This window comes from Streptococcus equinus, assembly GCF_900101445.1.
Classification (GTDB): Bacteria; Bacillota; Bacilli; order Lactobacillales; family Streptococcaceae; genus Streptococcus; species Streptococcus equinus_B.
Genome location: NZ_FNKE01000001.1, coordinates 1,215,292 through 1,235,308, shown reverse-complemented (window position 1 = coordinate 1,235,308; position 20,017 = coordinate 1,215,292). Strand labels below are relative to the sequence as shown.

17 protein-coding genes are annotated in these 20,017 nt (G+C 38.0%); 15 read left to right on the top strand and 2 right to left on the bottom strand.

What is annotated here, in order from left to right; translation table 11 throughout:
* Positions 1 to 828 precede the first annotated feature (828 nt).
* The 12 genes from BLR83_RS06165 (at position 829) to BLR83_RS06110 (ending at position 12,137) form a co-directional block, all read left to right on the top strand.
* Entirely contained in the window at positions 829 to 1,098 is a 270-nt protein-coding gene (locus BLR83_RS06165; RefSeq protein ID WP_142349919.1) for a DNA repair protein, read from the top strand.
* Positions 1,085 to 1,669: a signal peptidase I gene (lepB, locus tag BLR83_RS06160; RefSeq protein WP_074560873.1), complete on the top strand. Its 585-nt coding sequence runs from the start codon at positions 1,085 to 1,087 to the stop codon at positions 1,667 to 1,669. The genes BLR83_RS06165 and lepB overlap by 14 nt, the downstream gene beginning before the upstream one ends.
* Positions 1,670 to 1,726: 57 nt before the next feature.
* Complete coding sequence (locus tag BLR83_RS06155) at positions 1,727 to 6,667, top strand: InlB B-repeat-containing protein (protein WP_074560872.1); 4,941 nt, start codon at positions 1,727 to 1,729, stop codon at positions 6,665 to 6,667.
* 62 nt (positions 6,668 to 6,729) lie between these two features.
* A complete protein-coding gene (locus tag BLR83_RS06150; RefSeq protein WP_074560871.1) occupies positions 6,730 to 8,121 on the top strand; it encodes a SpaA isopeptide-forming pilin-related protein in 1,392 nt (463 codons plus the stop codon).
* A 133-nt stretch (positions 8,122 to 8,254) separates the two neighbouring features.
* Positions 8,255 to 9,157, top strand: a complete 903-nt coding sequence (locus tag BLR83_RS06145; RefSeq protein ID WP_200796311.1) for a class C sortase — start codon at positions 8,255 to 8,257, stop codon at positions 9,155 to 9,157.
* Between the two features lie 190 nt (positions 9,158 to 9,347).
* Complete coding sequence (locus tag BLR83_RS06140; RefSeq protein WP_228380491.1) at positions 9,348 to 9,494, top strand: ATP-dependent protease; 147 nt, start codon at positions 9,348 to 9,350, stop codon at positions 9,492 to 9,494.
* A 205-nt stretch (positions 9,495 to 9,699) separates the two neighbouring features.
* Positions 9,700 to 9,990: a 30S ribosomal protein S6 gene (gene rpsF / locus BLR83_RS06135; RefSeq protein ID WP_006531977.1), complete on the top strand. Its 291-nt coding sequence runs from the start codon at positions 9,700 to 9,702 to the stop codon at positions 9,988 to 9,990.
* 11 nt (positions 9,991 to 10,001) lie between these two features.
* Positions 10,002 to 10,508, top strand: a complete 507-nt coding sequence (locus BLR83_RS06130; RefSeq protein ID WP_074560869.1) for a single-stranded DNA-binding protein — start codon at positions 10,002 to 10,004, stop codon at positions 10,506 to 10,508.
* Between the two features lie 60 nt (positions 10,509 to 10,568).
* Positions 10,569 to 10,808, top strand: coding sequence for a 30S ribosomal protein S18 (rpsR, locus tag BLR83_RS06125; RefSeq protein ID WP_000068664.1), 240 nt, complete (start codon positions 10,569 to 10,571; stop codon positions 10,806 to 10,808).
* Positions 10,809 to 10,956: 148 nt separating this feature from the next.
* A complete protein-coding gene (locus BLR83_RS06120) occupies positions 10,957 to 11,481 on the top strand; it encodes a hypothetical protein (protein WP_074560868.1) in 525 nt (174 codons plus the stop codon).
* 1 nt (position 11,482) lies between these two features.
* Complete coding sequence (locus BLR83_RS06115) at positions 11,483 to 11,707, top strand: helix-turn-helix domain-containing protein (RefSeq protein ID WP_043895293.1); 225 nt, start codon at positions 11,483 to 11,485, stop codon at positions 11,705 to 11,707.
* The gene (locus tag BLR83_RS06110; protein WP_074560867.1) at positions 11,691 to 12,137 is read left to right on the top strand and encodes a hypothetical protein; all 447 of its coding nucleotides are present in this window, start codon (positions 11,691 to 11,693) and stop codon (positions 12,135 to 12,137) included. Before BLR83_RS06115 ends, BLR83_RS06110 begins: the two co-directional genes overlap by 17 nt.
* A 41-nt stretch (positions 12,138 to 12,178) precedes the next feature.
* On the opposite strand, the gene BLR83_RS06105 is transcribed toward BLR83_RS06110, so the two are convergent.
* Positions 12,179 to 12,835, bottom strand: coding sequence for a DUF1129 domain-containing protein (locus BLR83_RS06105; protein ID WP_074560866.1), 657 nt, complete (start codon positions 12,833 to 12,835; stop codon positions 12,179 to 12,181).
* A gap of 273 nt (positions 12,836 to 13,108) precedes the next feature.
* On the bottom strand, positions 13,109 to 14,053 hold the full coding sequence (locus BLR83_RS06100) for a magnesium transporter CorA family protein (protein WP_020917419.1): 945 nt from the start codon (positions 14,051 to 14,053) through the stop codon (positions 13,109 to 13,111).
* Positions 14,054 to 14,349: 296 nt separating this feature from the next.
* On the opposite strand from BLR83_RS06100, the gene uvrA reads away from it, so the two are divergent.
* The 3 genes from uvrA (at position 14,350) to BLR83_RS06085 (ending at position 20,016) form a co-directional block, all read left to right on the top strand.
* Entirely contained in the window at positions 14,350 to 17,175 is a 2,826-nt protein-coding gene (uvrA, locus tag BLR83_RS06095; protein ID WP_074560865.1) for an excinuclease ABC subunit UvrA, read from the top strand.
* Positions 17,176 to 17,283: 108 nt separating this feature from the next.
* Positions 17,284 to 18,543, top strand: coding sequence for an MATE family efflux transporter (locus BLR83_RS06090; protein ID WP_074560864.1), 1,260 nt, complete (start codon positions 17,284 to 17,286; stop codon positions 18,541 to 18,543).
* Between the two features lie 411 nt (positions 18,544 to 18,954).
* On the top strand, positions 18,955 to 20,016 hold the full coding sequence (locus BLR83_RS06085; RefSeq protein WP_074560863.1) for a M24 family metallopeptidase: 1,062 nt from the start codon (positions 18,955 to 18,957) through the stop codon (positions 20,014 to 20,016).
* Position 20,017: the final 1 nt, after the last annotated feature.

The following is a 20,017-nucleotide window of genomic DNA, read 5'->3' as shown; positions in this document are numbered from 1 at the left end:
AAATTTGTAACAAAAGAAACATCGGAGGAACGTCTTATGTTGATGATAAATGTAGGTCGTTACAAAAATGGAGACTAACAACTAGTTGAATTTAGGTCAATGAAGGAGTGATGTCACATTTTAGATGAAGATATTAATTGGAAGTGAACGATTAGAAATAGCTGGTGCAAGAAATAATACCGGTTGATCTTGTTGCTAGTAACAGTAGTAATCGAAAGGGCTTCTAATCATATTGCTTCCATGTTTGAAAAAAGCTTTTAATTTTTTAATGAAAGTTGTGATAGATGTGAAAGCAATCAATGTAGGCCGTTACAAAAATGGAGACTCAAAAAAGATATGGCGACGAGTCAATCGCCCTATCAAAGAAACAGAAAAAAAATAATAATTATCGTTGTTATGTGAGTATTTTCAATTAATGGAGGTATCTTATGAACGTAGCAAGATATAAAAATGGTGATACTTTAGCTAGTTGCATAAAATAGCTAAAGGAGTGATACCAATGTAAAAAAGTAGTGACTAAAAAACTCATGGAGGTATATGTACAATGCTGAAAATGAATTTAAATCGCTATAAAAACGGAGATAATAATCTAACAGCCTAACTCCTTATGAGAATGGTATGTTAGATGACATACGAAAAAAATTTTTTGGAAGCTGAGACAAAGAGCTCAGCTTCTTTTTTTGTCTTTAAAAGATATTTTTTCATAAAACCAAAATTGCCGAAATTTTTTAAGAAAATCTACAGAAAATAATTGAAAATCAAAGTCAAAAGTACTAAAATAAGATTAAAGGAAAACGCTTAATAATAAGAAGAATCGAGGCGATTTATGTGAGTAGAAGTAATTTTCGAAGATTAAAACGTATCGAACTATATGAAATCATGCTAGCGCAGAGTAAAGAAATCGACCGATTAAGAGATGAATTGGCAAAAGCCAATGAAAAATTAGAAAATCAAGAGATAAAACTAGCCAACGCTGGTTCTATCGCAGAAGCTTCCCTTAGTTTGACAAAAGTTTTTGAAGAAAGCCAAAGAGCAGCAGACTTGTACCTTAAGAATGTCAAACAAATGAATGGAGAAGCGGAGTATGAAAAAGGATAATGAAATTACTCTTCCCACAACCAGTGAGATTGAAGAGTTATATAAAAAAGCGAAATACCGTAAACTTTTTACCGAGAAGATAAGAAGTACGGTTTTTATGTTAATTGTTGTAGCTGCCTTTGCTATTTTGGTAGCTATGCTTTACCTTCCAACCCTTAGGATTTATGGGAAATCCATGAAGGGAACCCTAGATAGTGGAGATGTGGTCTTGACAGTTAAAAGTAATCACTTTAGGACAGGAGACATCGTCGCTTTTTATTACAACAACAATATTTTGGTAAAACGAGTTATTGCAGAATCGGGTGATTGGGTTAACATCACCAAGGATGGAACGGTTTATGTCAATAGCAAAAAAATAAAAGAACCTTATATCGAACACAAATCTTATGGTGAGACAAACATTAAGTTTCCTTACCAAGTTCCAGAAAACCGTATCTTCGTTTTGGGAGATAACCGTAGCGTTTCGATTGATTCACGAAATACTTCTGTTGGTACAGTTTCTGATGAACAATTAGTTGGTAAACTAATTTTTAGGATTTGGCCTTTATCGGATATTGGTACTCTAAATTAAAAGTAATTGTCGACATATTTTCACTGATGTTTTAGGAGGGAAGGAGAGTGAAAATCGATGAGAAATTTTTTTAGACGAAAAGATTTAATCAAGAATCATAAAAAACTTGCCACTTTCCTTGCCGTTATAGTAGCTCTGGTGACAGCTTATCTTTTGATTTTACCAGCTATCACCCTTGATAATGAGACTGCTTCGCAAGATCCTGGTATAGAAGTTGAACAAAGTAGCCAATCGCCACCATCGCTGCCAGCACCACAGGATAATCAGTTAGGATCTACAACAGAAAGTTCCTCAGCTGATACATCAAATAGCGGTGCTACACAAGCAGCAAGTGATGAACCTGATTTAATTACACAAGCGACAACCTTGACAGCAGAAAATCAAGATTACACGATTAAAGCTGATGTTGATGAAAAGGCACAGTTGCCTAAGGATACAACATTAACCGTCAAGGAAATCAAAAATGACGATGCTGCTTACCAAGCGAATTATGAAAAAGTACAAAATTCTCTAGTAGGAAAGAACATCGAAAGTGTTCTTCTCTACGATATTACCTTTGTATCAAATGGTCAGAAGGTTGAGCCAAAAGCTGACGTTAAGGTGACAATTACACCGAGCGAGGCTATGGCTGCTAAAGATAACTTTGATGTCATTCATTTCCCAGACGATGGTTCACAAGAAAACATCACTCAAAAGGATGTCAAAGAAATTGACCACAAGATTACATCGGTTTCCTTTGAAAACAGTAAATTCTCAGCTTACGCTTTGGTCACATCAAGCGACCCTAAAGATGACAAAGCAACTGACGGTGCTAAACTTCAAGCTAAAAATACACCACGATCAGTAACTCACACAGTTACCTTCAAGTACACTGATAACAGCGGCATTGAACATACAATGACAAGTGCTGAAGTTACCGATGGCGGAACGATTGAAGTTTTCCCAACGCCCGTTTATCGTGAAGGCTATCGCTTCACAAGATGGAAGAATCAAGCTGATGATTCAACTGTTACAGAGGACACAACGATTACTAGTGATATGACAGTTGTTGCAGAGTACTCAGAAATTAAGATTTACAATGCAACAATCCAATATTTCTATCACAATAATACGACTAACAGTGATACGGTCTTTGGTAATGACGTTCACCAAGTCGAAGCCAAAGATACACCATATCGTGTCACACCCCCACCTTCTGTAAGACCAGGAGATGATCCTAGTGTATCGCAAGATGAAATCTACTATCCAAGCCAATCAATCATTGAATTTGCTAATGCGGCTGATTTAGCAGCTAAAGATTCATCAGATGGTAACATCGACCAAAATATCACTGTTAGAGTTGAATATGTTGAAGCTGACGCGACCTACAATGTTCACTACATGTTGAAAAACTTGAACAATGATAACTACAGTGAGATTGAAACTGTTCAAGCTCACGGTGTTCTCGGTTCAACCATTAGACCGCAAGTTTTGACTTATGATTTTGCTGATTTTGAACGAACAAATTCAGTAACTCTTACACAAGCTCAAGGTCAAGACCTATACGTTTACTACACACGTAAGACTTTTGAACTTAGCTACAATACCAACGGTGGTTATTATATCGAGCCAACAGAAGGTTTGTATGGTGAATCTGTTGCGATTACAAGTAACGTGCCACAGAAAAAAGGTTACTCTTTTGATGGTTGGTATGATAACCCAGAATTCAGTGGTAATAAGGTTACAGGAAATGTCACACTTAATGGTGACAAGACCTTATATGCTAAATGGAAAGCAGATACAGTACCTTATACAATAGCTTATTATAAAGAAGTTTATGATAATGCGACAAATACCACACACTATGTTTACGATAGTGCTATCGTACGTACTGGTACGGTTGATACAACCATAAATGCTTCAAGTGCTCCAAATCTATCTGTTGTTCCAAAAGGTTATGAACGTGAAAATGCTTCTGGCGGACCAAATAGTACGTCATCGATCGTCGTAGCAGCGGATGGTTCATCTGTCCTGAACGTATATTATAGTCTAAAACGATATACCTTTATCTTTGACTTGAATCTTTCTAGTTGGGGATATTCATTAGGTCGTATTGATATTGGTGGACATACCTACCAAGGAACGGAATATCGGTTGACAAATGTTGTTTTAGGTCAAGATGTTTCAAGTGTTTGGCCAAGTTCAACGTCAAATCCGAGGGAAGTTTATTCACTTAACTATCTTGGCCAAGTTTCAACAGAACGTTTCTTTGATTCTTGGGAAAATGAATACAAGACTAAACGTCAAGAAGTGACACCTGAACTTCTACCAGATACGGGAACAACAAGAACTTTTAAAGCTACTTGGACTAACCGTGGTAATACCTATACAGCTGAATACTGGTTACAACAGCCAGATGGTTCATATGTAAAATCTAGTAAGTATAGTCAATCATTCATCTTTAACTCTGGTACATTTACTGCCAAAGAAATTTATGGTTATACTTACCGTACGGACCAAAGCTTTACTCAAAACGGTGTTCATTATGAAGGTACCTCAACTTCTCAAAGAACTTATCGTTTCTACTATGACCGTGATAGTTTCCAAATTGACTACTATTATGGTAATGATGAAGTAGGTCACAAGCTTAATATTCCATTTGAAGCCGACATTTCATCATCAGAGTATAATTACCAACCTAGCCGACCAGCAGGTGTTGATAGTGATTATACTTGGGGTGGCTGGTATGAGGATGCTATGTTAACAACACCTTATACCTTCAACACAATGCCAAACCACAATTTGGTCTTGTACGCGAAATGGAATGCCCCACGTTACAACGTGTCATTTGACTTAAATGGTGGTGAAGGAACAGCTCCACCGACACAATCTGTTGAAAAATACGTTTGTGCACAAGCGCCAGCAGATCCAATCAGAAATCACTATACCTTTGATGGTTGGTTCGACCAAGAAGGTAAACGATTTGACTGGACTAAGCCAATCACTAAAGATACGGTCTTAACAGCTCACTGGAAATTAAATCCATTGACTTACACCGTTCAATATGTCGATGCTGATAACAATGAAAGTAAGTTAGCACCTGACAAGGTGGTAACAAGTCCGGCTCTTCAACTTGGCGATACCATTACTGAAACAGCCCTTGCTATCACAGGTTACCGTCCAGGTAATAACCAAAAATCTGTAACCCTTGGTTATGAAAATAATGTGATTACTTTCTACTATACTAGAAAACAACCTAGTGTAGATTACACCGTTCGTTACTTACTAGAAGGTACTGAGACTGAATTAAGTCCATCAGTTACTAAGACTGTTACTGGTGATACGGTTCGTGTTAAGGAAGTCGCTCCAGATGTTGGTAGTGACTACTATCCACTAGATGATACTTTGAGTTTGACTTTGACATCTAATGCGGCAAATAACGTCATTACTTTCTACTACAGTCAGAAGTCTGATGGTCACATTACTTTCCACTATCTTGATATGGATGGTAATTCAATTCCTGGTCAAGCACCAGTTGAAGAAACCTTCCATGAAGGTGGTACTTGTAATACTATCGACCATCATCTAGACATTTCAGGTTACACTTATGATTCAGGACAAGATGTCACAAATCAGAATAACCCGACAAGTGTCAAAAATATCTATACCTTTAGAGGTGGTGAAAATATTGATATCAATCTTTATTATAAGAAAGATATTAATATCGTAGCGCGTGATAAAGAAAAATCTTACGATGGTCAAGCTCTTAAGAGTAGTGGTCTATCGGATTTGACAGATGTCTATCGTCAATCCCTTCAAAGTGGTGATAAGTTAGCTTCGGTGACTTACTCAGGTTCACAAACTAACGCTGGAACAAGCAGTACAACACCAACAGCCGTTACCATTACTGATGACGATGGTAATAATCGAAATGATTACTACAATATCATCTATACTCCTGGTACCTTAACTGTTGGACAACAATATGTTTCAGTTATCATTACTGGTGATACGATTTCTAAAGTCTATGACGGAACTTACTCAACAGTAGGTTATGAAGTGACACGTATCAGTACAAATCTGTATTCAGAAAATAAAATTCAATTTAACGGTGCTGAGCCATCTATCACTCAAAAAGACGCTGGTACTTACTTATTGAATTTGTCTAACCAATTTACAAATACAGATCCTAACTTCGATGTTCACTTCCAAGTGTCAAATGGTGCTCTTACTATTTATAAGCGTGATGTTGTTTTGACATCTGCTGAAGCAACGAAGACTTACGATGGTACACCATTGACAGCGCATACCGTCACACCAAGTCCAATGACTGACACCGAAGGATTTATTTTAGGTGAAGGTATTCAATCTTACAACTTCACTGGTAGTCAAACAAATCCTGGTACAAGTTATAATCGCTTTACTTATACTTTGTTGCCAAATACTAAACCTACAAACTACAACATTTCCATTACACATGGTCACTTGATTGTTACGCCAACAATTAATTTACAAGTAACTGGAAGTGGCTGGTCACCCGCTCTTTCTGGTGGAAATTTCAAACTTGAAAAACGTGGTGCTGGTGTTTGGGAAGATATCAGTAGTGAGTTTGATAGCTTTGATGTAACATCCACAGATGGCTTTAATATCAATGGATTAACACCAGGGCGTTATCGCCTTACACAAAATTCTGCACCAGATGGTTATAGAGTTGTTAATAAATACGTCTGCTTCAATGTTCTTGAAGATCGTGATGAATATGATAATTCTATTTACACTGTTGAACTTTGTGATGAGGATGGTCACGTTGTTGCTGCCGATGATAATAAACGAATTATAAATGGTATTGGTAATTACAATTATCGTCTCCAAGTTGTCAACCAAGCAGGTAGTGAATTACCAAGTAGCGGTGGTATCGGAACGAAGAAATTCATTATTGTAGGTGTTATATTAATGGTTGTCGCTGTACTAGTTACTATCTTTAATAGATGGAAAAAAGCTATTAACGATAGTGGTTAGGAGGTGATGCCAAATGATGTCGTTTTAAAACTTTTAGGATAAAATTAGAAAGAAGGTTCACTATGAAAAAGATCAGAAATGTGATGACATTACTCCTCGCAGCTCTTGCACTTCTTTTCACCGGAAGTCAAGTCTTTGCGGATACAACCGGAACCATTACGGTTCAAAACGCCCAATTGGGACAAACTTATACCCTTTATAAACTTTTTAATGCCACAGTAGGTGATAATGGAGCTATTGCTTATACACTACCAGATGGTGTAACAGCAGCACAGGTTGCAACTTACTTTGATGTTGATGATGCTGGAAACGTTACAGCGAAATCAACGACTACTCAATCAGTAGTGGGAAGTGATGAGTTTAAAGCTTGGGCTGAAGGTGTTGGTACTCAAGTAGGTACTCCTAAAGAAGCTACTAGTAACACAGTAACATTTGATGGCCTAGATTTTGGTTACTACTTCATCAAATCTTCACTTGGTGCAACTATCACAGTTGATAGTACTACTCCACAAGCATACGTTGTTGATAAAAATGCTGCTGGTCCAAGCAATGCTACAAAGGATGCAAATGTAGAATCAGCAAAAATTGGTGATACTGTTAACTATACTGTTAAATACACTGCAACAAACTATGTAATGGTTAGTGGTGAAGGTAAACAAATTACTGGTTACACTATCGTCGATACTCCAACTAACTTAGCAATCAATGCAGATTCTGTTGTTGTTAAAGTAAAAAGTACAGTCAGCGGTACTGAACAAACAGTTACTCCAGAAACTAAAATGGTTGATTCTGCCGGTAAATTGACAATTGTTCTTCCTTGGGTTGATAGTGATAATAATTCACTTTATGACACTCCTTCAGAAGTAACTATTACTTATTCTGCTACTGTATTGCCAGGTGCAGCAGGTGTTACTGCTCTAACAGGTCAAGCTACCAACGGTGCTAAAATCACTTATGCTTACGATGGTGGTTCAAATAATATCAGCACTGAAACTGAATCTGTTAAAACTTACGGATTTACAATTATTAAAACAGATGGTACTAACACTTTGACAGGTGCTGAATTCAAAGTTTATGATTCTGAAACAAGTACAACTCCACTTAAATTTGTGAAACTTTCAGATACTATGTATCGTATTGCTGTTTCAACTGATGCTGCTTCAGATTGTGTAGAAGTTATCCCAGCTGGTATGACTTATATCTCAGGTCTAAAAGATGGTTCAACTTTCTACCTTGAAGAAATCAAAGCACCTGCTGGTTATAATAAATTAACTAGCCGTCAAGAAATTGTAGTTAACAAGGATAGAGGTATTGCTAGCGTTCTTAACCACAAAGGTGCTGAATTGCCATCAACTGGTTCATTTGGTACTAAAATGCTCTATGTCGTAGGTGCTACAGCTATTCTAGTTGCTTTCGTTTACATGGTTGCAAAACGTCGTGTTAAAAATCTTTAATGATTAAAGGATTGGAACATCTTCGAAAGTAGCACGAGTCTATTTTCGAAGATGATTCTTTTTAGAGAAAATTTGCCAGCAGAAAGGAGAAAAAGCAGTGGCGTGGTTAAAGCAACATTGGAAATCTTTGATAATGCCCTTCGTCTTTCTCATCGGGCTGGGCTTGGTTAGTTACCCTTCGTTGAGTGACTATTGGAATTCCTTTCACCAGACAAAAGGAATCATGAATTATGCTAAAAGCGTCTCAAAGATGTCTGATAAAGAATACGCTAAGATTTTAAATCAGGCAAAAGATTACAATAAGAGATTGACTAGCATGAATTGGGACATGAATGATGCGCAAAAGGCAGACTATGAATCTCAATTAAACTTCAATCATGATGGTGCTATGGGCTACATTAGTATCCCTAAAATCAATATTAAATTAGGTGTTTATCATGGAACAGACGACAAGGTTTTGCAGACATCCATCGGACATCTGGCGGGGACATCTCTTCCAGTTGGCGGAAAAGGCACACACTGTGTCTTATCTGGTCACCGTGGATTGCCTTCAGCTAAGTTGTTTTCTGACTTAGATAAATTGCGTGAAGGAGATACCTTTACCATTCACGTTTTAAATGAAACCTTGACTTATGAAGTCGATCAGATTCGAGTGGTTGAACCGACTGATTTTAGTGATTTGACCATTGATCCAAATCAAGATTATCTAACCTTGGTGACCTGTACACCGTATGGGGTTAATACACAACGTTTGTTGGTTCGTGGACACCGCATTCCAAATGCTGATGGCGAAGCTAAGACCACTTCCGATGCCATGCAGCTCAATGCGTTATATATTGCACCGTTTATCGGTATTCCAATCTGCCTTGCTATTGTTATCTATATCTTTGTTGTAACAAGTAGCAGGTACCTCAAACGTCATGGTGACCGAGTTGGTAAATACCTCAGTCAAAAGGGACTTAAACGACCACAAATGAACTCTAAAAACTACCAAGAAACGATTAATCAATTAAAAAGAATTTTTAAGGATGATTAAAAAAGATTGAAGATGAGCGATAAGCTCATCTTTTTTTGTTACGCTTTCACAAAGTTTTTGTTAAGTCAATTTGAAGTTTATATTAAAAGTTAAATACAAGACTTAATTTTGCAACAATTCATAAAATTTATGCTATAATTGGAGTTATACTAGCGAAAAGCGAGGTAAGGATATGTGGGTTGTTAGGAAGATGTACTGGCGCAGTGGTCAACAGTACGTTCAAGCACAAAAGATTTTTGAAAGTCGTGAAGAAGCAAATGCTTTTAGAAAAGAATTAGATTTTGCAACGGAGATTTATGAGACAAACTTAGCCGTTTCTAATAAAGGCGATTTTTAAGCAAAGAAGCAGAGCGCACCTGCTTTTTTGTTTTGGGAGATTTTGGGGAAATTAAATGACAAAAAATTTAGGATAAAAACACTTTCTTTCACGCATATCTCTTGCGCAATTTCGGAAGCTATAGTATAATAGTTTATTGTGAGTATACCTCACTTACTCGTGATTTCGGTCACGGGTCATTAGACCAAAAGGAGGAAAAATATCAATGGCTAAATACGAAATTCTTTACATTATTCGTCCAAACATTGAAGAAGAAGCTAAAAACGCTTTGGTAGCACGCTTTGACTCTATCTTGACTGACAACGGTGCAACTGTTGTTGAATCAAAAGACTGGGAAAAACGTCGTCTTGCATACGAAATCAAAGATTTCCGCGAAGGACTTTACCACGTTGTTAACGTTGAAGCAGAAGATGCTGTAGCTCTTAACGAGTTCGACCGTCTTTCAAAAATCAACGGTGACATTCTTCGTCACATGATCGTTAAACTTGACGCGTAAGAAGGTATTTTATGATTAATAATGTAGTACTTGTCGGTCGCATGACCCGCGATGCAGAACTCCGTTACACACCATCTAATCAAGCAGTTGCGACATTTACACTTGCTGTAAACCGTAACTTCAAGAATCAAAATGGTGAACGCGAAGCAGATTTTATTAACTGTGTGATTTGGCGTCAGCAAGCTGAAAACTTGGCTAACTGGGCTAAAAAAGGCACATTGGTTGGTGTTACTGGTCGTATCCAGACTCGTAACTATGAAAACCAACAAGGCCAACGTGTTTACGTAACTGAGGTCGTTGCAGATAATTTCCAAATCTTGGAAAGTCGTGCTACACGTGAAGGTCAATCAGGTGGTTCTTACAACGGTGGATTTAATAACAATTCATCATTTGGTGGAGCTTCTAATGGTGGTTTCTCATCACAACCTTCACAACAAACACCTAACTTCGGTCGTGACGAAAGCCCATTTGGTAATTCAAACCCAATGGACATTTCAGATGACGATCTTCCATTCTAATGGATATGGACACCTCAAGTGTTAAACTTGAAACAACAATAATATAAAGGAGAATAAAACATGGCTCAACAACGTCGTGGCGGATTCAAACGCCGTAAAAAAGTTGATTACATCGCAGCTAACAAAATTGAATATGTTGATTACAAAGATACTGAGCTTCTTAGCCGTTTCGTTTCAGAACGTGGTAAAATTCTTCCACGTCGCGTAACTGGAACTTCAGCTAAAAACCAACGTAAAGTAACAACAGCTATCAAACGCGCTCGCGTTATGGCTCTTATGCCATTCGTAAACGAAGACTAATTCGTTGCGGTGATCAGAAAAAAACGACTTCGAAAGAGGTCGTTTTTTTGTGTGGAAAAATCTTTTTTGAGTTTACAAGTTGGAATTACTGTTTTATAATAATTTCAAGAACACGATTATTGTAAAACAATAATTTAGAGGGAGACTTATGAAAGAGATTGCTTTAAAAGTTGGAAGAGAAGTTGTTAAAATAATACGCTATCTATCTCTTGTAGGTATGATTTTGATGGGATTTGGTATTTTTGCAGTATTTTTTGCTGGGCAAAATCATGGTGGCTTATTTACTTTGGATTATGGTTATCAAAGTGTTCAGATCTCTGTCTGGATTCCGATTGTTGTCTTAATAATGGCTATGATTATTTTTTATCTTCTGTTTAGGATAATGCGAGCTTTGGATAAGCTGTTGATAAATTTTCAAGATGAAGAGTATTTTTGCTCCGAAAACATCAATTTGCTTTCTAAAGTTCTTCTTTACCAGATTTTATTCACAGGTATTCAATTACTTGTTAACATCTCACTTAATTTTTCTAAAATAGCAGATGCAAGTAGCTTATTTGATTTATCTTTAAAAGATTATCTTGTGAATGTTGTTTTTATCATTATCAATGATATTGCTATTATTGTGCTAAAACGTGGTTATGAATTGCAAAAAGACCACGATGAGATTATTTGACATGGAAGAAATAAAAGTACATTTAGATAAGGTGTTAAAATCAAGAAATATTACCTCTAAGGAGCTGGCTGAGAAAATAGGAATCACCGAGGCGAATTTGTCTATTTTGAAGACTGGGAAAGCAAAAGGGGTCAGGTTTAATACCTTGATGAGTATTTGTAGAGAGTTGGATTGTCAGCCGGGAGATATTTTAGAATATAGGAGAGATTATGATGAAAGCAATTAAGATTTTAGGAGTGGCTTTATTATTTGGATTGCTATCTGGCTGTGGTATTGTCTCAGAAGCTTCTTATGATACTGCTGGTGCCATTAAAGCAGAAAGTAGTAAAGCTTGTCAAAGTGAAGAAGAACAACTAAATGTTAAAGATGTTTTGGTAGTAAATAAAGACGAGGTTTTACCTTTAGAGAATCACTTTTCTGGGGCAGTGTATGTCATGTTTACAAAAGAAGATTTGAACAAAGGTCTGAAGACTGATTTTTCATTGAATGACAAATCATTAACTGATGTTCAAGAAGATAGTCAGGATGATTTCAATATTCGTTACGACAAAAAAACATATTTTTCAGCTAAAAAAATTACGGTTGAAAATCTTGAACAGATTAAAATGACTTCAACTTGGCCAGATGACATTGTTTTAAGTTTACGTTCTAAATAAAAATAACCTCACTAAACATTATGCTTAGTGAGGTTTTCTTTTTATTGTTGTGGTGTCATAGCGTTTAGGATGTTATATTTTTTCTGTAAGAAATAACGTCCGACAAGTGATGCAGCACCGATGACTAACATGACGATTGGTGGTAATTGTGGGTTAAGAGCGGCTGGTAAGAATGCAGTTGCTGTGTATAGGAGAACCCAACCGAGCATTGCTAAACCAAGTACAAGGAAAGTTTTTTTCCAACCTGGACGTTCGCTCTTAGGTTTACCAGCGAAGCGATAGATGAAGTGGTAAGTTGCGTACATAGCAGCACCTCCACCAAAACCAAGGGCAAGAAGTGAGAAAAGTCCAGAGCTAGTTGCTGCTGAATTAAAGAATCCCATAAGGGCGTTAAGTAGAGCGACGATTCCGATGAAAAGAAGTGATGTATCTAACCACATTAACCAAGGGTTATCATTTTTCTTTTCTTGGTTTGCTTTAGCATCAGAAGCTTTTTCAGTGAAAGAAGCAGCCCAAACTGTTGGTGCACCAAGAAGAGCACGAGCAGTTAATCCTTTTTTCTGATTTTCAATGATTGTTGGTAAAACTTCTTCCAAAATTGCTTGGATTTCTTCATCAGATTTACCATCTTCAATCAATTGATTAGTAGCAATGTGAATAAATTCTTGGTTCTTTTTAGTAAGATTAGTTAAATCCATAAATATTCTCCTATATAAGGTCTTATAAGATAAAGCCAGTTATTAGTTAGAGAAAACAAAACCTTTGCTTTTTCTAACTAGTAAATGCCCAAAATTCAATTTCAATAAAGTCACAACGAGAGAAAAGCGATTCAGTATTAATCACTTTTTAAATTAGCCAGAGAGTTAGGAAATCCCAAACAAAACTACGAATTAGTAAGATGCTTAGGAAGAATCCTGATAGATTCTTCCGTATTTCTGTTAGCGACTTTAGTCGCAACAGAAATTGGCAGGTTAAAACCATTTCTTCCTGAAGAAGTAGAATACCACAGACAAGCTCATGGCAGCGGCGATGAAGACGATGTACCAAAAGGCATGTGGTAGGCCGTTTAATGGCAACCAGTTGTTTTGGAAGTTCATCCCGTAGGCAGAGAAGATAACCGTTGGAATATCAAGTGCCATGGTCATCAAAGCCAAGGTTTTCATGATGGTATTCTGGTTGTTGTTGATGATTGAAGCGGTTGTTTCAGTCATGGCATTCAAGACATTTTCGTAAATGCCAGCCATCTCAATGGCCTGTTGCGTTTCAATCAGAGTATCTTCAAGCAAATCTTCGTCTTCGATGTATTTTTTCAAAGAGCTGGTACTACTCGAAAGTTTTTTAACGATACGTTCATTGAATTTCAATGAGGCTTTCAAGTAGACGATAGATTTTTCAAGCTCCATCATGTCGATTAATTGTTCGTTACGTGTAGCATTTTCCAATTCTGCTTCGATTCGGTCGCTTTGACGGTCGATAGAACGAAGGGCTGTTAGGAATAGCTCTGCGTTACGATAAAGCAGTTGGAAAACAAAACGTGTCTTCATGAACGTATAGAAGTTTTTCACACGACGATTGAAGAAGTTATCAAATAATGTTAATTCTTGTAAACACGTTGTGATAACTGCGTTGTCAGTTACGATGATACCTAGCGGAATTGTCACATAATAGCTTTTGTTATTACGTTCTTCGTAGGTTGGAACGTCGACGATAATCAAAGTATAATCGTCTTCGACAGAAATACGTGATGTTTCTTCAAGGTCGAGTGGCGCACGAAGGTCAGTGATATCGATATTAAATTGTTCGGCTAAACTCACAGACTCTTCCTGGGAGGGGTTAACCAAATTAATCCAAGCTCCTGGCTCGAATGTATTGATTTCTTTAAACTCTAACGCTGTTGATAGAAACATTTGTTCCATAAAAACAACCCCTCCTTTTGCGATGAGATACAAGAACTATTAAACTATGATAACTAGTTAGGACCACCAGCGATAGTGCCGTCTTTAGTTCTTGTTCAATGATTTTTTTAAGTTGTAAAATAATCTCTTTTTAGACAAAATTCTACATACTAATCTATTATACTACAATTAGCAGTTTTTGGGGACAGAGAAAAGTAGAAAATTTGTTATAATAAAATAAGAAGAAAATGTACTCGCAAAGAAAGGATGGAAAGCTAAGCGTGGCCTAGTGTCAAGCTTAGCTTATCTCATAGATTATGCAAGATAAATTAATTATTCGTGGGGCTCGTGCCCACAATTTAAAGAATGTCAATGTTGAGATTCCGCGGGACAAATTGGTTGTTGTGACTGGTTTGTCAGGGTCCGGAAAATCAAGTTTGGCATTTGATACGATTTACGCAGAGGGGCAACGTCGTTACGTTGAAAGCTTGTCTGCTTATGCCCGCATGTTTCTTGGTAACATGGAAAAACCAGATGTGGATTCGATTGAAGGTCTTAGCCCAGCTATTTCCATTGACCAAAAAACGACAAGTAAAAACCCACGTTCTACCGTAGGGACAACGACAGAAATCAATGATTATCTGCGCTTGTTGTATGCTCGTGTGGGAACGCCTTACTGTATCAATGGGCATGGTGCCATTACAGCGTCATCGGTTGAGCAGATTGTTGATCAAGTTTTAGCTTTGCCAGAACGGACGCGAATGCAGATTTTAGCACCGGTGGTGCGTCGTAAAAAGGGGCAACACAAGACAATTTTTGATCGCATTCAAAAAGACGGCTATGTGCGTGTGCGTGTGGATGGTGACATTTATGATATCTCAGAAGTGCCAGAGCTTTCTAAGAGCAAGATGCACAATATTGAAATCGTCGTGGACCGTTTGATTAATAAAGACGGTATTCGTTCACGTCTTTTTGATTCTGTGGAAGCTGCGCTTCGCTTGGCAGATGGTTATGTCATCATCGATACCATGGATGGCAATGAATTGCTCTTTTCTGAACACTATTCATGTCCTGTTTGTGGTTTTACGGTGCCAGAGCTAGAACCGCGTCTTTTCTCATTTAATGCGCCATTTGGTTCATGTCCAACTTGTGATGGTTTGGGAAATAAACTGGAAGTTGACTTGGATTTGGTGATTCCTGATCGTAGTAAAACGCTTCGTGAAGGAGCGTTAGCGCCATGGAATCCAATCTCATCAAACTATTATCCTGCTATGCTTGAACAAGCCATGGAAGCCTTTGGGGTTGATATGGATACGCCTTTTGAGGATTTGAGCGAAGACGAGCAAAATCTTGTCCTTTATGGTTCAGGTGAGCGTGAATTCCATTTCCATTATGTCAATGATTTTGGTGGCGAACGTAATATTGACCTTCCGTTTGAAGGAGTGGTTAATAATATTAACCGTCGTTACCACGAGACAAATAGTGATTTTACCCGCAATGTCATGCGCGGTTACATGAATGAATTGCCATGTCCAACTTGTCATGGTTACCGCTTGAATAATCAAGCGCTCTGCGTTCGTGTGGGTGGTGAAAATGGTTTGAATATTGGACAAGTGTCTGATTTGTCAGTTGCTGACCACTTGGAACTCTTAAATCACCTAGAACTCTCTGAAAATGAAAAAACGATTGCCACACCAATCGTTAAGGAAATCAAAGACCGTTTGACTTTCTTAAATAACGTTGGACTGAATTATTTGACCTTGTCACGTTCTGCGGGGACTTTGTCAGGTGGTGAAAGTCAACGTATTCGCTTGGCGACGCAAATTGGTTCCAACTTGTCTGGCGTCCTTTATATCCTTGATGAACCGTCGATTGGGCTTCATCAACGTGACAATGACCGTTTGATTGACAGTTTGAAGAAGATGCGTGACCTTGGCAATACCTTGATTGTTGTCGAACACGATGAAGATACTATGCGTCAGGCTGACTGGCTGATTGATGTTGGACCAGGTGCGGGTGAATTTGGTGGACAAATCGTGGCATCTGGTACGCCAGAAGAAGTTGCTAAGAATAAAAAATCAATCACAGGACAATATCTATCAGGCGCCAAAGAAATTCCAGTTCCTCTCGAACGTCGTAAAGGTAACGGACGTTTCCTACGTGTTCTTGGAGCTTGCGAAAACAATTTGCAAAATATTGACGTGACTTTCCCACTTGGGAAATTCATCGCAGTGACAGGGGTATCTGGTTCAGGGAAATCAACTTTAGTTAACAGTATTTTGAAAAAAGCTGTCGCTCAAAAATTAAATCGTAATTCTGATAAGCCAGGTAAGCACAAAGCGCTTGAAGGTGTGGAAAACATTGAACGTTTGATTGATATCGACCAAAGCCCAATCGGTCGTACACCGCGTTCAAATCCAGCTACTTATACAGGTGTCTTTGACGATATCCGTGAATTGTTTGCTAAGACAAATGAAGCTAAGATTCGTGGTTACAAGAAAGGACGCTTCTCATTTAACGTCAAAGGTGGACGTTGTGAGGCTTGTTCTGGTGACGGAATTATCAAAATTGAAATGCACTTCTTGCCAGATGTTTACGTGCCATGTGAAGTTTGTCATGGCACACGTTATAACAGTGAAACGCTTGAAGTTCATTACAAAGACAAAAATATCGCTGAAATCCTTGATATGACAGTCAATGATGCGGTTGAATTCTTTGCACCAATTCCTAAAATCGCCCGCAAATTGCAAACCATCAAAGATGTTGGTCTTGGTTATGTTACACTTGGTCAGCCAGCCACAACACTTTCTGGTGGTGAAGCACAGCGTATGAAATTGGCTAGTGAACTTCATAAACGCTCAACTGGTAAGAGTCTTTATATCCTTGATGAACCAACGACAGGTCTTCACACAGATGACATTGCCCGTCTGCTTAAAGTTCTTCAACGTTTTGTGGATGATGGCAATACTGTGCTTGTCATTGAACACAACCTTGATGTGATTAAGACCGCTGACCACATTATCGACCTTGGACCAGAAGGTGGTGTCGGCGGTGGACAAATCATCGCTACAGGCACACCAGAAGAAGTCGCCAAAGTCAAAGAATCTTACACAGGACAATATTTAAAAGATAAATTGAAATAAAAAAATCACCCAGGTAAGCTATCTTGCCTGGGTTTTGTGCTATAATGTAGCCAATTATAGGGAAATAGCGCAGTTTTTACTGCTCTTAAGTTGAGGTTTATCGAAGAAATGAAGACTTATTCAAAAGAGGTTAATCGCTATGTTTTGCCGTTGATTGCGACAAATGTGGCGCAGCTTTTAATTAATCAATTGTCACTGCATTTTGCGGTTAATGATTCCAGTGTTGTCCTTTCTGGAATTTCGGTGATTCAAAATTTCTTATTTGCCTTTGGCGGGATTTTAGGGGCTTTTAGCTTGTCTTTTAATATCAAAGGGGCGCGTGCTTTTGCAGAAAATGATGACCAGCGGTTTAAAGATTTGCTCAAATCCTCTTTGCTACTGGATATCATGATAGGCCTTAGTTTTTTACTGATTTGTTTAGTTTTTGGAAAATCCTTTTTGCGTCTTTTTTATGGTTTTTCTGGTGACTTACTTAGGTTATCAAGTCTTTATCTTGTCATCATGTCACCATATATTCTCTTGACTTTGTTAACCTTTTTGCTGACGAATGTCTTGAAAGTTGAAAAGAAAACCAAGCCAATTTTTGCCATAGGTGTGGTTAGTTCGCTTCTTGATGTGGCTTTGAATTATTATCTTGTTCCGATTTTTGGCATAAAAGGCGCAGCATTTTCAGCTATCATCTCACTTTTGGTGGTGGTCTTAGCCTATCTTGCTTTGGTTTATCGAGTGATTATTGACGCTTTGAAAATTCCTTCAACTTGCAAGAAAGAATTGGTTGTTTTTGGGCTTCCTTTAACAGTTCAAGAAATTTTAGAAAGTGTCCTTTTTATCATGGCTTTTGATGCTTTGATGGGACGTCAAGGTCTAAAAATACTTTCTATTTATGCAGTCATTAGCCAGCTCTTTTCAATGGTACGCTTGCCTGCGTTCATGTATGCAGGTGCGGTTTCTGTCTTTTTGCCGCAGGCTAATCAAAAACACGAAAGCAAGCAATTTATGCGTGTGATTTATCGAAATAGCTATCTGTTAAGTGCAGTTTTTGCAGTGCTTGTGACGCTTTGTGCCAATGTCTTTGCAAACTTTTTGTCAAGTCAAATTGTGTCAGACATCGTGCCTTTGACGGCTTATACTATGCTTGTCATGGCAGCTACGCCGCTTTATGAAAGTTCAAAAATGCTTTTGCAAAGTAGCCATGCTGAAAAATGGGTGGTCAGTATGACGACTGTGGTTAATATCGCAAGCATTGCTGGTTTACTAATTATTCAAATTCTAGGTTTTCAAACTTATCAATCGCTTTATTTTATTTACGGCTTAAGCCTAGTTATTCTAAGTATTTTGTTTATCAAAAAAGCAAAAATAATAAATTAGAAAGGACCTTGTGTCCTTTTTAGAATGTGTACAAACCTATTTTTAATCTAAATTGAATTCTAATTCGTCATTGCAATACTTTAATTTTAGGATTCATTTGCTCGCAATAAAAGAATACTTTCCGCTGTGGTGAAAGTGGCTGAAAACTAATAATGTTAGTCACCCGGAAGTTTTGAGACTTTAGGCTCAAAACTTAGGCATGGAATTCCGTAGGAAGTCGCTGCCGACGGCACCACCTAAGGAAAGTATCAGAAAGAGGCTTTGTTTTTAATCCCAAAGAACTTGATGGTTCTTTTTTTACGATAAAATTGATTTACCGGCTAAGTATTTTTATGAAAAAACGTGAAAAAGGCGATTGTTTCAAGGATTTTCTGGTATAATTATCTTAAAAAACGAGAGAGGGAGAGGTTCATGTTAGCCAGACTGGAAAGATTTGATGCTAAATTAGATGAAAAAGAGCTGGATGCCATGTTGGTGACTGGTCAAAATAATATTTATTATTTGACAGGTTTTTGGGGGACAGCAGCAACTGTCTTTATTTCCAAAACACGTCGTTTGTTTGTAACGGATGCTCGCTACACTTTGATTGCTAAGCAAACGGTTCAAGGATTTGATATCATCGAAAGCAGAGATGCGCTTTCTGAGATTGCTAAGGCGATTGCATCCGATGCGATTTCGACGATTGGTTTTGATAGTCAGGTGTCATTTGCTTATTACCAAACTTTGCAGGCAATTTTTGAGCACTATGATTTGCGAGCACAGAGTGATTTCATGGAAGAATTGCGCATGATTAAAGATGCTTCTGAAATTGCGACTATCCGAAAAGCTTGCTCGATTTCTGACCGTGCCTTCACAGACATGCTTGATTTCATCAAACCTGGGCAAACAACAGAATTGCAAGTAGCAAACTTCCTTGATTTTCGTATGCGTGAATACGGAGCTTCTGGGGTATCTTTTGAAACCATTGCAGCATCAGGTTACCGCTCTGCCATGCCTCACGGCGTAGCCAGTGAGAAAGTTATCCAGTCAGGCGAAACCTTGACCCTTGATTTTGGTTGCTACTACAATCATTACGTCAGCGACATGACGCGTACCATCCATATCGGTGAGACGACTGACGAAGAGCGTGAGATTTATGATGTGGTTTTACGTGCTAATCAAGCTGTGATTGATTCGGTCAAAGCTGGCATGACACGCCGTGATTACGATAAGCTAGCGCGTGATGTGATTGAAAAAGCTGGTTATGGTGAGCACTTCACACACGGAATTGGTCATGGAATTGGACTTGATATTCACGAAATCCCATTCTTTGGAAATTCTGATGAATTGGTTGAAGCTGGCATGACTATCACCGATGAACCAGGAATTTATCTTGATAACAAATACGGTGTTCGTATCGAAGATGACCTTGTGGTCACTGAAAATGGGTGTGAGGTTCTGACCTTGGCACCGAAAGAATTGATTGTCTTGTAGG